The organism is Thermoleptolyngbya sichuanensis A183 (genome assembly GCF_013177315.1).
Classification (GTDB): Bacteria; Cyanobacteriota; Cyanobacteriia; order Elainellales; family Elainellaceae; genus Thermoleptolyngbya; species Thermoleptolyngbya sichuanensis.
Genome location: NZ_CP053661.1, coordinates 990,441 through 1,003,375 on the forward strand (window position 1 = coordinate 990,441; position 12,935 = coordinate 1,003,375).

The 12,935-nt window shown below is 58.7% G+C and carries 11 protein-coding genes; 1 reads left to right on the forward strand and 10 read right to left on the reverse strand.

Annotated elements, in window-relative coordinates:
• Position 1: 1 nt before the first annotated feature.
• Complete coding sequence (locus HPC62_RS04305) at positions 2-232, reverse strand: helix-turn-helix domain-containing protein (RefSeq protein WP_172353908.1); 231 nt, start codon at positions 230-232, stop codon at positions 2-4.
• A gap of 476 nt (positions 233-708) precedes the next feature.
• Positions 709-1,125: a universal stress protein gene (locus HPC62_RS04310; RefSeq protein WP_172353909.1), complete on the reverse strand. Its 417-nt coding sequence runs from the start codon at positions 1,123-1,125 to the stop codon at positions 709-711.
• A 253-nt stretch (positions 1,126-1,378) separates the two neighbouring features.
• On the opposite strand from HPC62_RS04310, the gene HPC62_RS04315 reads away from it, so the two are divergent.
• A complete protein-coding gene (locus HPC62_RS04315; RefSeq protein ID WP_068511142.1) occupies positions 1,379-2,599 on the forward strand; it encodes a phosphoglycerate kinase in 1,221 nt (406 codons plus the stop codon).
• 265 nt (positions 2,600-2,864) lie between these two features.
• Here HPC62_RS04315 and HPC62_RS04320 read toward each other — a convergent pair whose 3' ends face one another.
• From HPC62_RS04320 to HPC62_RS04355, 8 genes are all read right to left on the reverse strand, one after another.
• Positions 2,865-4,034, reverse strand: coding sequence for a transaldolase (locus HPC62_RS04320; protein WP_172353910.1), 1,170 nt, complete (start codon positions 4,032-4,034; stop codon positions 2,865-2,867).
• A gap of 408 nt (positions 4,035-4,442) precedes the next feature.
• Positions 4,443-6,071 (reverse strand): hypothetical protein, encoded by a 1,629-nt coding sequence (locus tag HPC62_RS04325; protein ID WP_172353911.1) that lies wholly within the window; start codon positions 6,069-6,071, stop codon positions 4,443-4,445.
• Positions 6,072-6,100: 29 nt separating this feature from the next.
• On the reverse strand, positions 6,101-7,495 hold the full coding sequence (locus HPC62_RS04330) for an alkaline phosphatase family protein (RefSeq protein ID WP_172353912.1): 1,395 nt from the start codon (positions 7,493-7,495) through the stop codon (positions 6,101-6,103).
• 118 nt (positions 7,496-7,613) lie between these two features.
• Positions 7,614-8,750 carry a DNA-processing protein DprA gene (dprA, locus tag HPC62_RS04335; RefSeq protein WP_172353913.1) on the reverse strand — a complete coding sequence of 379 codons (1,137 nt, stop codon included), beginning with the start codon at positions 8,748-8,750 and terminating at the stop codon, positions 7,614-7,616.
• 215 nt (positions 8,751-8,965) lie between these two features.
• The gene (locus HPC62_RS04340; RefSeq protein ID WP_172353914.1) at positions 8,966-9,904 is read right to left on the reverse strand and encodes an NAD-dependent epimerase/dehydratase family protein; all 939 of its coding nucleotides are present in this window, start codon (positions 9,902-9,904) and stop codon (positions 8,966-8,968) included.
• A gap of 255 nt (positions 9,905-10,159) precedes the next feature.
• The gene (locus tag HPC62_RS04345; protein WP_172353915.1) at positions 10,160-10,552 is read right to left on the reverse strand and encodes an OsmC family protein; all 393 of its coding nucleotides are present in this window, start codon (positions 10,550-10,552) and stop codon (positions 10,160-10,162) included.
• A gap of 83 nt (positions 10,553-10,635) precedes the next feature.
• Entirely contained in the window at positions 10,636-11,403 is a 768-nt protein-coding gene (locus HPC62_RS04350) for a peroxiredoxin-like family protein (protein ID WP_172353916.1), read from the reverse strand.
• 139 nt (positions 11,404-11,542) lie between these two features.
• A complete protein-coding gene (locus HPC62_RS04355; RefSeq protein ID WP_172353917.1) occupies positions 11,543-12,085 on the reverse strand; it encodes a hypothetical protein in 543 nt (180 codons plus the stop codon).
• Positions 12,086-12,935 lie beyond the last annotated feature (850 nt).

Consider the following 12,935-nt stretch of genomic DNA (forward strand, 5'->3'; position numbering starts at 1 on the left):
ACTAGGGGCTATCGTTTTGTAAGTAAAGCTGGATAAACATCTCGGCCGCTGCTGGGTCAATCTTTTGCAGCGCGTCGCGAATGTCCAGAATAGCGTCGCCTGCTGGGTCGGCCTGCTCGTTGATCCAGCGATGAATATTAGAGCGGGAAATGCCCATTTCTAAAGAAATTCTGTACTGCGTGATGCCATAGCTTTTGAGAACCTGCTTGAGCGCTAATCCCGCCTTACTCATGCGAATCGTGTCAGAAAAACATAACTGATAGATCCTCTTGTGGAACGCTTCTGATATGATGTAATCGATCCATATCTGGATCAATTACTGTCCACACAAAAGCGAAGAGCCAATGCGCTGCAGCGACCAACTTCTCCGCACTGGCTCTTGGCTCCAATCTGCAATGGAGTAGTCTTATTATGACCTATCAAGAACGGCTAAATTCCTGGCTAGTGGTGCACTTGCGTCCAGATTATCGCTGGGCGATCGCCGCTCGGTTTCATCGCCGCTCGGTTTCATCGCCGCTCAGATGCCGACGGCTATGCTCAGTTGTTGCGGCAAAGGAGTGTTGCGGCAAAGGAGTTCAGGAGCCTTGTTTTGGGTCGTCTTTGACTCCACAATTGGACAAACAGACCCATCCTCCAGCCCGCCAGCGCTCCGTCGCCTCAATCCTGACTTGCTAAAACCCTAGTTCTACAGACCGGGTTCCGCAAACCCTACGGCACAATCAGCACCGGACAGGGCGACAGGTTAATCACGCGGTTGGTCACGCTGTCGGCGGCTCCCTCATCCGTCAGTCCCAGCCCCCGACAGCCCATGACGATCAGGTTTGCGCCAATTTCGTCGGCCACGTCGCAGATGGTAAAGGCGGGTTTGCCTGCCCGCTCCATCACCTGCGCGTCGAGGCCTTGCTCGGCAAACAGGGCTTTGGCATTTTTGAGCAATTCGGCGATCGCCTCTGGAGAAGTCATTTCCAAATCGGCGGCTGTGGGGACTTTTTCCTCATCTAGCGATTCCACGACCGACAAAATCACCAGACGGCTGCCGTAGGTTTTGACGACATTGGCCACCACGTCGGCGGCTTCGCGAGACTCGCGGCTTTGATCGACCGGAAACAAAACGGTTTTAAACATGACACGCCTCACAGGGACGCAGAGTTCGGTAGAGTGATGGGTGGTGTGGAGAAACGTCAGCGGGCTGACAGAGCAAGGGCGATCGCCCCTATCAATGTTGCTCAGGCGGGTCTATAAGTAAAACCTATAGACTCCCGCAGCAGTGAAAAGTTTTTGTAGAGAAAGAGTTGCGCTCAGCCCCGTTCTGTTAGCAAGCCCTGACGTTTTACAATAGGCAATAGGTAAAAAGACTTACTTGAGGGGGTATATAGCGGTGTCCAAAAAAACTCTAGCAAATTTGACTGCCGACGACCTACAGGGCAAGCGCGTCCTCGTGCGGGCTGACTTTAACGTACCGCTCGACGACCAGGGCAACATTTCTGACGATACGCGCATCCGCGCCGCCCTGCCCACCATCAACGACCTGATTGGCAAGGGCGCAAAAGTCATCCTCACCAGCCACTTCGGCCGTCCCAAGGGCGACGACTTTGCGGCCCGCGCTACGGACAAGAACCGCCTCACGCCCGTTGCCGCCCGCCTGTCGGAACTGCTGGGGCAAACCGTCGCCAAGCCGAGCGACTGCATTGGACCAGAGGTCGAAGCCGCCGTTGCCGCCATGCAGCCCGGCCAGGTGATTTTGCTAGAGAATGTCCGCTTTCACCCCGAAGAGGAAAAGAACGACCCCGAATTTGCCAAACAGCTTGCGTCGGTGGCGGATCTATATGTTAATGATGCCTTTGGCACGGCGCACCGGGCCCACGCCTCGACGGAAGGGGTGACCCACTATCTAAAGCCCTCCGTTGCGGGCTACCTGATCGAAAAAGAATTGCAATATCTGCAAAGTGCCATCGAAGAGCCGAAGCGTCCCCTAGCGGCGATCATCGGCGGCTCCAAGGTGTCGAGCAAAATCACCGTGATCGAGGCGTTGCTAGAAAAAGTAGACAAGCTGCTGATCGGTGGCGGCATGATCTTCACCTTCTACAAGGCCCGGGGGCTGAGCGTTGGTAAGTCGCTGGTGGAAGATGACTTTATCGAACTGGCGAAGTCGCTGGAAGCCAAGGCCAAAGAGAAGGGCGTGGCGCTGCTGCTGCCGACCGACGTGGTGGTGGCCGACAACTTCGCCCCCGATGCCAATGCCCAGACCGTCAGCGTAGAAGCCATTCCCGACGGCTGGATGGGGCTGGACATTGGCCCCGACTCGGTGAAGGTGTTTCAGGAGGCGCTGGCGGACTGCAAGACGGTGGTGTGGAACGGGCCGATGGGCGTGTTCGAGTTTGACAAGTTTGCAGCAGGGACGGAGGCGATCGCCCGCACCCTGGCCGACATCACCAAAACTGGCGCAACCACCATCATCGGCGGCGGCGACTCTGTGGCGGCGGTGGAAAAAGTGGGCGTGGCCGACCAGATGAGCCACATCTCCACAGGCGGCGGGGCCAGCCTGGAACTGCTGGAAGGCAAGGTGCTGCCAGGAATTGCGGCGCTTGACGAAGCTTAGGAGTGGGGGTTGGGGGTTTGGGTTGCAGGGGGATCGCTGCATCCTAAACCCCTATTTCAGAACTCTGAATACCTTAGGGCTTACACAAGGGCTTACACAGTTGGGCAATTTCTCGTGGGCGCAGCCCGCGAGAAATTGCCCAAAATCCAGCTAGCTTATCGCAAGTGCATAAGCCCTGACCGAAACGTCCCGGCGAGTTGTGTTTGATGGAGGGCGATCGCCGGGATGTTGCTTAGGATGCAAGTGACTAGAAACGTTCGGGCAGCTAAACGCCGGCCAGCAGCGCCCCGCCCAGCCCTGCGTGGACTTCTTCCGGCGTAATTTTGCCGTCTTTGTTTTCGTCCAGCGCGTCGAACACCGCATCAGTGCCCAGCCACTCTTCGCGGGTAATGAAGCCGTCACCGTCTAGATCGTAGGCTTTGAACAGATCCTCAGCGGCGTGGTTCACCAGCGCTCCGCCTTCGATTTGTGCCAGCCGCTTGGCCAGCAGGGCTTCCAGCGTTTCCAGCGCTTTGGTAAAGCCCTTGATGCCTTCGTCCAGCTTTTCCGAAGCCATGCGGTCTTCGGCGTGCATTTTGTCGAAGGTGGCTTTGTCGATGGTGATCTTTTCAATGTCCATCGCGGCGGCCTTGGCGGGGTCGAGCTTGCGGGGCAGGTCGCCTTCGGTAGATTGCAACTCCGCCAGCAGCGAGGGCGAAATCGTCAGCAGGTCGCAGCCCGCTAGTTCTGTGATCTCGCCAATGTTGCGGAAGCTCGCGCCCATCACCTCAGTTGGGTAGCCAAACTTTTTGTAGTAGTTGTAAATCTTGGTGACGGAGAGAACGCCTGGATCTTCGGCGGGTGCGTAGTCCCGTCCGGTTTCCTTTTTGTACCAGTCGAGAATTCGGCCGACGAAGGGCGAAATCAGCGTCACGCCCGACTCAGCGCAGGCGATCGCCTGATGTAGCCCAAACAGCAGCGTCAGGTTGCAGTGGATACCCTCTTTCTCCAGCACTTCAGCGGCTTTGATGCCTTCCCATGTGGAGGCGATTTTGATCAGAATGCGATCGCGCGAAATGCCCGCCGCTTCATATTGGGCAATCAGTTCGCGCCCCTTGGCGATGGTGGCTTCGGTGTCGTAGGACAGGCGGGCATCCACCTCGGTTGAGACGCGCTGCGGCACAATCGCCAAAATCCGCTTGCCAAATTCTACCGCCAGGCGGTCAAACGCCAGCGTCGCCACCTGCGAGTCCGTCGCGCCAGAGCCCGCATCTGCCTTGGCCTGCTTCAGCGTTTCATCCACAATTTCTTGATATTGCGGCATTTGCGCGGCCGCCGTAATCAGCGAGGGGTTGGTGGTTGCGTCGCGGGGCTTAAACTTTTCAATGGCCTGAATGTCGCCTGTATCCGCGACGACGACCGTCATCTCGCGCAGTTGATCGAGTAAAGTTGCCATCCGTTTCTCCTGGCAAGTTCAAAAGGGTCAGGTTGGATTTTCAAGGAATCCGTCGGTTAATCCGTCGGTCTATGAATAGCGTCTGGTGTTGCGTCTAGGCCGATCCTACTCTGAGATTTCTGATGGGGATTGTAGAGTACGGAAAGCCTTAATCTGCGTGTCGGAGAATTCATGCCTGAGCAACCGCGTGGATGGGTCGAGCGGAGGGAAAAGGTGGGACAAAGGTAGGGCAAAGATGGGGCGATCGCCCGCCCCGATTTTTCCTTTTCCCGATTCACCAAGGACTTACGCAGTTGGAGAATTTCTCGCGGGCGCAGCCCGCGAGAAATTCTCCAAAACCCAAAGAGCCTGTCGCAAGTTCGGAAGTCCTGTCACGATTGTGGAGCGAGTCGGGAAAACTGTCCCCCATCAGGAGTCGCTGTCCGATTCACCCCGCAGCCACCGCCACAGGTCTGCCAGCCGGGTTTCCAGCCAGACAATGCTCCGATCGATCCAGTCCAACACCGCCTCTAGGGGGTGCTTTTCGTAGCGGACGAGGGTGGCGGGAGTGTCGATGCAGGGCGGCTGGGCAGTGTGCGCGTGAGGGGGCACGTGAGGGGGCGCGTGGAGTGAAGCGTTTGGGGATTGGAGAGTGGGAGAGCTGGGGGGCTGGGGCGTGAGGGGGCTGGGATCTTGGCGGCTGATGGTGAGGATGACGCTGTGTGCGTCGGGCATCAGGTCGGCGGTGGGAACAAGAGGGGCGATCGCCCTTGCGTTGGCCAGCCGCTCTGCAGAGATGACCTCTGTGGAGAAGTTAGGGGGGACGTGAGTCGGTCGCTCCGCAGGTTGCCCAGTAAATTGCCCAGTAAATTGCCCAGCAAATGGTTCTGTGAATGGCTCCGTAAATGGCTCTGCGGGCTGCTCCGCCAAGAGTTGCAGCAAAATTTCGCCGGGGGAGTGGGGGCGCAGATGGGGCGGAATCGTTGGCGAGAGGGACGGTGCAATGCCTGATCGGGTGGGTGCGGAATGGGGCAGATGGGCTGTGCCTGGGAACGGTGCGTCGGGACGGGGGTCGGGTTCCGGCGGTGGAAAGTACACGGCCAACGCGGCTTCCTGGAAGAGATTGGCGGCGATCGCCACTGGCCCCGTCTGCACCCACGCCATCAGTTGATAAAACGCCTTCACAGGCGGGGCGGCGGTTTCTCGCGGCAGGGGCACGGGCAGCATCCGAGGCAGCCGGCCCCTTTGCGAGGAAGCCAGGGATCGGGGTGGCGGGGCTGCGAGGTCGGCGATCGCCCCATCGATCGCTCCACTGCCCAGTTCCCCAGCCGAGCGGCGACCCGTCAATCCTGCCCGCCGCAGCCAGCGCCGCCGGGCCCGGCCATCATTCGCCAGTTCCCAAATGATCTGCTGCTGAAGCCAGCGCTGCTGCTGGGGCGACAGGTCGATGAGGGCGTTGGTCGTGGTCACCAATACCAGCATTCGGCTATCCAGCCGTGAGGCAATGCCGCCAATGTCTGCTGGGGCCTGGTTGCCCAGTGTTTGATCAGCCTGGGGGGGCAGGCGGGTGGCTTCGGCGGCGGTGAGCGCCGATGCTTCGCGGAATGTTAGCGGGGCGGGGTCGTCCTCAGGGCAGGGCGGCGGGGCCAGGTTTGATGGAGGACGGAGGGCGATCGCCCGCGAATCTGGGGAGGTTGGTGGGGCGGCTGGTGCGGCAGTCAGCGCGTTGGCAAAACCCGCCGAGCGAATGGCCCGAAGCGTTTTGTGAATGGGCGCATCGGCAGGCGGCGGCGAGGCGGGCAGCGCGGGTTTGCCCTGGACGCTGCGCTTGACATTTTCCAAAAACAGCCCCACGCGCTGCGCTGCGGGCCCCATCTGTCGCCCCGCCAGCCGCATCGACTGAAACGCTACATAGACCGGATACAGCACTACCTGCGCCCCCAGCGCGATCGCACTTTGGGCCTGGCGCATCCAGCGCGATGTGCGATCGCCCAAACGCAGCCGCTGCCGAGACAGATAGCTCAGCAAGCGACTTTGGAAGCGACCAGACGAAGGCATTTGCGGGGTTAGGGGTTAAGGATCTGAAGCTAGATGGGAAGGATGTTGCCGCGTAGATTGGCGGGGGGCTGGAGGCCGTAGCGGTGTAGCAAGGTGGGCAGGATGTCGTAAAGCGTCGCGCCCTCTAGAACCTGACCGCCCTTGGGCTGGCGCGGGTCGTGGAAAATCATCAGCCCAAAGGGGGCATGATTGGCATCGTCGGGCCCAGTGTCATTATTTGTAGTGTAAAGCGAGCCGTCCCCGACTGTGCCTACGGAGCGCCAGGCCAGTTCGTCGAAATAGGCAATCAGGTCAGGAGCCACGCCGCGCACCTTCTGGTAGATTTGCTGCGGCTTCATGATGCGGTTGGGCATGGGCTGTCCGTCTGGCGTGGGGATGCTGGTCAGGAGGTCGGCTAAGCGCGATCGCTCTTGCTCGTATTGCGCCAGGGGAATCACGCCCTGCGGTTCTCGTCCCTGCATGTTCATAAAAATCCGCCCATAGTAGCCGCCTGCGCCCCAGGCTTTGGTCTGGCTCCAATCCACCTCGACCTGATCCAGCGGCAGCGGTTCCGAGGGGGGCTGCTTTAGCGTCAGATAGCCCCACTTGATTAGCCACTCATTGACGCAGATGCCGCCCATCATCGGCCGCGCCCCGTGATCTGACACCACCAGCACAGCGGTTTCTTCGTCGCACCTTGCTAATAGGTCGCCGATGCGCTGATCCACATGGCAATAGTAGTTGTGAATCGCGTTGGCAAAGGGCGACCCCGGCTCGTGCTGCGGGTGGGTGGGGTCCATCGGCTTCCAGAAGGAGTGGTGAATCCGATCCACGCCCATGTCTACCAGCATCAGAAAATCGGGCTGGTCGCGCTTGATCAGCTTTTCTGCCAGGTCAAACCGCTGGTTGCAGAGGTCGTAGATGTTTTGCAAGATTCGCGCTTTTTCCTCGGAGCGAAACTCCGGCACGTCCAGCAAAAAGTCGGGCATCCATTCGGCAATTTGCGCGGCCAGGCCTTGCGGGTGCGTGTAGGGCACATCGCGGCTGGGCGTAAGGAAGCAGGATACGAGGGAGCCGTTCACTGGATAGGGTGGCGAAGTGCCCGGAACGCTGAGAACCGCCACCGTCCAGCCCGCATCGCCCAGCAAGTCCCACAGGCGCGGAACCTTGACCGCTCGACCGTCGGCGATCGCCATCTTGCCATAGCTCCGATCGGCCCGGTTGCGAAATCCATAAATCCCCAGTTCCCCCGGATCGCGTCCACTCATCATGCAGCTCCAGGCGGGGACGGTGATGGCGGGAATGCTGCTCTCCATGCGTCCATAGCTGCCCGCCGCCATCAGCCGCGACAGGTTGGGCAAGTCAGACCGCCAGCGGTCAAACACCAGCGACGGCTCCATACAGTCGAGTCCGATGATCAGGAGGCGGGGTTTGGGGGAAGACATGGGCAGCAGGGAAACGAGAGAACGGGTTGGGGGGATGGGAAGTGCGCCAGTCGTCGTCACCCCAAAATACCTCTTCACTCTATCGCCTCAGCGCGTAGATTACCCTCTCGAAAAATGGTCATCCCGCTCGGCAATAGCGCATTCCGGGCAGTTGCGAAACCACGCCCAGCATTTCTAGCTCCAGCAGGGCGGCGAGGAGGTTGCTGGTGTCGAGTTGGGTGGTTTGTACCAGGGTGTCGAGGGCGATCGCCTCTGGTGGAATTGCCTGGAAAATCGGCTCCAGGTGAGGCGGCAGATCGAGTGCGGGTGGCTTGGCTGGGGACAGATTTTGGGAAGGCGCAGAGTGTTTTAAAAGGGTGTCTAATGGAGGAATTGCGCCGAGGGATTGCAATAGCGAGGCTTCGTCGAGGATGAGCTGTGCGCCGCCTGCGATCAGCTCCAGGCACCCGCGGGACTGGGGCTGGTCGAGAGATCCGGGGAGGGCGTAGACTTCGCGGCCATAATCGTTGGCGACGCGGGCGGTGATTAGCGCTCCCGATTTGGAGCCTGCCTCGATGACCAGGGTGGCGCGGCAGAGTCCGGCGATGATGCGATTGCGGCTGGGGAAGTGGGCGCGGTCGGGGCCGGTGCCCCGGGGATGTTCGCTGAGAATCAGCCCTTTGCGGTCGATCTGCTGGGCGAGGGCGCGGTTGCTGGCGGGATAGACGCGGTTGACCCCGGTTCCCAGGACGGCGATCGTGCGGCCGCCCGCATCCAGGCAGGCTTGGTGGGCGATCGCATCGACCCCTTCCGCCAGCCCAGAGACGATGGTAAATCCTGCCTGCACAAGCGCTTCCACTAGGCGATACGTCCACTGTTTGCCATAGCTAGAGGGGTTGCGGGTTCCCACGATCGCCACCAGCCCCACTTCCCCCCGGTTTTCTGCCAGCGCCACTTGCCCGCGATAGTAGAGCAGCGGCGGCGGGTCGGGAATTTCTGCCAGCAGGCGCGGATAGTCGGCATCGGCGGGTGTCCAAACGTCGGGATTGTCGCGCTGATGTTCTGCAAATAGGGTTGCAGGGTTGAGCGAGGCGCGGATTTTGGCGATCGCCCCTGCCGTCACTCCGCCAATGCCCTCTACTGCATCCAGGGCAGCCAGATCAGCATCCCAGGCCGCCGCCAGCGACCCAAAGTGTCGATAGATCCGCATCAGCAGCGTCGGGCCCACGCCCGCGATCTGGCTCCAGGCCAGCCAGTAGGCTCGTTCGTCAGTCAAGGTGAGGGGTAAGGATTTGGGAATACAAGTAGGACTTACGCACTTGCGACTCAACTTTCTGAGTTTTGGACGATTTCTCGCGGGCGTCGCCCGCGAGAAATCGTCCAACTGCGTAAGTCATAACGAGAATACGGGAGTTTGGGTAGGCGCAGGCCACAGCGCTCATGCCTGATACCTGCATCTCTAACTTCCAGTATTCTCCGGCAGGCTCCGGCTCATGCGTAGGCTGCTAGGATTTCTTCGTCCAGGGAGAAGTCGATTTCGGCTTTGTCGCGGCCGCTGGCGAGGTAGTCGTGTTGGAACGAGTCGGCCAGGCCGGAAACTAGGTCAAACTGGGGCTGCCAGCCTAGCTCGGTCTTGGCTTTGTGGATGTCGGTGAAAAAGTGCTGCACGCGCATGGGAAAGGCTTTGCGCTTGCCAAAGTCAAATTTTTTGGGGTCGTAGTGGACGATTTTGAGGGTGGTGGGGTCTTTGCCAGCGGCGGTGGCGCAGGCGCGGGCCAGCCCGTCGAAGGTGACAGCGCGATCGCCCGATATGTTGTAGATCTGCCCGATGGCCCGATCGTTGCCTAGCACAGCGGCCATGGCAGCGGCTAGATCTTGGCAATGCCCAAACTGGGTGAGCGCCATGCCGTTGCCGGGAATTGGGACGGGGCGATCGCGCACGATGCGGTCAAAGAACCAGGCTTCCAGGTCGTTGTAGTTTTGCGGGCCGTAGATATAGACCGGGCGAATGGACGTGAAGGGAACGCCGGATTCTGCCAGATAAGCCTCGGTTTCAAATTTGCCCTTGTGGCGGCTGTTGGGATCGACTGCATCGCCCTCGACGTGGGGCATCTGGTCTGACTTGAGGTACACTCCGGCAGAACTGACGTAGACGAAGTGCTGGATTCGCCCTTTGAAGATTTCGGCGAGGGGCTGGGTGTCGCTGAGTTCGCGGCCGTTGTTGTCGAACACGGCATCAAAGGATTCGCTAGAGAGGCTGGTTTTGAGCTGGAGCGGGTCAGTGCGATCGCCCACAATCTGCCGGATGCCCGCGACGGGTGCGGGTTTGTTGCCCCGGTTAAACAGCACGACTTCGTGGCCCTGCGCCACTAGCAGCCTTGTCAGGTACACGCCGATAAACCGGGTTCCGCCCATCACCAACACGCGCATGTGTCGTCCTCTCAACCTGCGATTGCAAACTGTGCTTTTCGATCCTATGACGGAATGAGGACAGTAAATCTTGATCCGAGCCAACAGCCTTGGGGGATATCCCCCAAACCCCCTTTTGCAGGGGACGAAGCGTCCCCCACACCCCCTCCTAAGGGGTCACTGGTGGGCCTAAAAGGTTTCGATGCGTGCGACTTGCTGGTTTGCTTGACGTGGCTCAGTTTGTGGGTGTGTCTTCCTTTTTGTTTCAGGGTTATTTCAGGGTTGTCTGAGGGTTGTCTGGATCGGCAGGCTGTGGCTTAGAAGTTTGTGAACTGGGCAGCGATCGCCAATTTCTTTCATTCGCTGGCGCTGTTCGTCGGTGAGGTTGCCTTTGAGGGTGAGCAGCGCGTTGATTTGAGAGCCGTCGGGCGTTTTTTCCAGTGTGACATCGACAGAGATTTTTTCGACGGGCCAGCCTTTGCGCTCAGCGTACATCTGGATGATCATGGTTTTGCACGCGCCTAGCCCTGCCAGGACGTATTCGGTTGGGGTGGGGTCGGTGTCTGCGCCACCGACTTCGATAGGTTCATCGGCGGCAAACTGGAACTGGCGAATGCCGATTTTTTGCTGATAGTGAGATCCGGTGGAAGACACCCGAATGGGCAGCATGGGGAGGCTCCTGGGGGGCGATTGTGGATTTTAGATTGGGGATTTTGGGGATTTTGGAGGACTCATTCGGGGGCTTGCAAGGCTCACAGTTGGAGAAACTGGAGCGGGTTGCTCATGGTTTTGGCGAAGCCCAAAATGGCGCGATCGCGATGTTCGTACAGTAATTCGCCCTGAGCGTCGAACAAAAACGTTGCGCCGCGCTGGGTGAGATAGGCGGCATCGGGCACGTAGGTCTTCCAGTGGCGCAGCACTTCGCCCATGTTTCGCAGGCGCAGGGTGGCTAGCTCAAACGGGCGCTGGAAGCCGCGACCGCCTGCCCAGCGAAAGAAGGAACCTTTGAGGGGCGGCAAGGGAAACGCCTGAATTTCTTCGTCGTCGGCAATGAGCTGGGGCGCAGTGCGGTCGCCCCGATAGCCGCGAAACACCTCCGCCAGCGTGCCCGGACTGCCGATCCCCGCACACATCAGCATCAGGTTGAGCCAGCTATTTTGCGCGGGTGAGAGGACGGGGAGTTTCAGCGACAGGCCGCGATATAGCCCCAGCGCTTGGTGTAGCGATGCGTTGGGGTCGATGAACAGATGGTCGGCCGGAAAGTCGGTATACTCGCAGAATTTTTGCCCTGATGGGCGATCGCCAATACCCACCGCCCGCACCGCGATGCCCGCTGCCTGAAGCTGCGCCGCCTGCCGCCGAATCCACCAGGCATATTCCAGGCTGTCAAAGTCGCCCAGTTGCGGCCAGATCAGCATGAGGATTTGTGAGGCAGCGCCGCAGTCCGCCAGAATTGGGGCGATCGCCCCGTCGCCGACTCGCTCGCGGGTTGTTTGAGCTAGTAGAGAGTAGGGATTCATCAATCGTCAGAATGGAGCGTTGAACTCTTGGCGGCGCATTCCTGTCGCGTCCATCAGAGTCAAGCCGCTGCCAATTGCTGATCCCGGTCTTCGACCAACAGACTAGCCTGAAAACTCACCAGAAACCTGAGAGCCTGCCTCAGGATGCTCGGCGGTTGGACTGCGCGAAGCTGAATGCGCCCAAGGTCAATTGTCCGTCAAAGGTGTAGAAGGTGACGCGAGAAATCTGGCGGCCTGTCAGCGTCATTTCTAAATTTGGGGCGTGGCTGGAGTCGGAGCCTGCCAGGTTGGCGGCTGGGGTCTGCGTTTGGGCAACGGGGCGGTTATGCTCATCAAAAGCTGCCATCACCGTCGGGCGAGAGCTGGTGATGTGTCCGCTGACGCGCTGCACAGGCTGGTCAAAGGTTGCCTCTAGCCATCCGCCCTTGGGACAAGCCATCAACACCAGTTGCCCAGTGTGGGAGGGAAATGCTGGATTAGAGGGCACAAGGGCGACTGCATTGGCAAAGGTCACACCCAGATGATGAAACTGGGTGCTAACCGTTTCAAAGGTGTGCAGTTCGTCGAAATCTAGCTCAACGTCGTCTAGCGCGTCCTCAGAAACGGGCGATCGCGCGGCAGTTAGCTCAGACCCAGCCGCAACGCCGAGCGGGCGTGCTTCAAACGCAACAGCGCGAGCCACAGGCTCAAAAAAACTCGGCTCAACTAACTCAGACCCCGATCCAAAGTCCAGTTCAGCTTCAGCCTCTAATGGTGCAGATTCAGCATAGAAGGAAGATGAGGGGGCAACCGGAACATCAGGATACTCTTCCATAAGATTTTTCCCTGAAGAATTTTCTCGTTTACTCGGTCGAAGATGCTGCCGAAACAAAGGCGCAATTGAAGGCAACTAAACCAAGATTGCTCAGGCAAACTCACGAACACTCAACGAACAGGGAGCCATCCACACACCCAGTTACGAAGCTCAGAACGAGGCTCAGACAGAAATTACGAACGATTTAACAATTCCCAACAGCGTCGCTAGGCTAGTAGCTATCACGCCACTACAAGGCCTACAGGTCGCCTTATCGGAATAGATTGCTCCGCCCAACTATCTTCATGAAATCAGGTTCAAAGACTGCCTCGCATGAAGCCAAAATAAACTCCAATCTTGAGCAGGACCCATAGCCCCGTTTAGGCAATCTTGGGCAAGCGAAATCCAATCCCGATATACCTAGTCCATCCTCAAAACACGTTAAGTATCCGTAAATATGTCACCAACTTCATGAAGGCTTTAAGTTTTGCAAGGCTAGCTCATGGTTTCTTTACACATAACAATCGGACACTGCTGGAATTTCGTCAATAGGGATCGCAGCTATCTTTGCAGTCATCTGGGTTAGTGCATCTTTCCGTGATTTCTCTGCTCTCAGTAGCTTCTTCAATTTTCAAACATTCTTCACTGAGATTACGTATCACAGGTATCTCTCCTCCTATTCCCCTATAACCCATAGCCATCCGTCTGCCTTCTGTCACTCCTCCTCGTCAAATTCCCC

Coding starts and splice junctions, on each gene's coding strand:
- HPC62_RS04305 (WP_172353908.1), bottom strand. CDS start 232: ATGAGTAAGGCGGGATTAGCGCTCAAGCAGGTTCTCAAAAGCTATGGC.
- HPC62_RS04310 (WP_172353909.1), bottom strand. CDS start 1,125: ATGTTTAAAACCGTTTTGTTTCCGGTCGATCAAAGCCGCGAGTCTCGC.
- HPC62_RS04320 (WP_172353910.1), bottom strand. CDS start 4,034: ATGGCAACTTTACTCGATCAACTGCGCGAGATGACGGTCGTCGTCGCG.
- HPC62_RS04325 (WP_172353911.1), bottom strand. CDS start 6,071: ATGCCTTCGTCTGGTCGCTTCCAAAGTCGCTTGCTGAGCTATCTGTCT.
- HPC62_RS04330 (WP_172353912.1), bottom strand. CDS start 7,495: ATGTCTTCCCCCAAACCCCGCCTCCTGATCATCGGACTCGACTGTATG.
- HPC62_RS04340 (WP_172353914.1), bottom strand. CDS start 9,904: ATGCGCGTGTTGGTGATGGGCGGAACCCGGTTTATCGGCGTGTACCTG.
- HPC62_RS04345 (WP_172353915.1), bottom strand. CDS start 10,552: ATGCTGCCCATTCGGGTGTCTTCCACCGGATCTCACTATCAGCAAAAA.
- HPC62_RS04350 (WP_172353916.1), bottom strand. CDS start 11,403: ATGAATCCCTACTCTCTACTAGCTCAAACAACCCGCGAGCGAGTCGGC.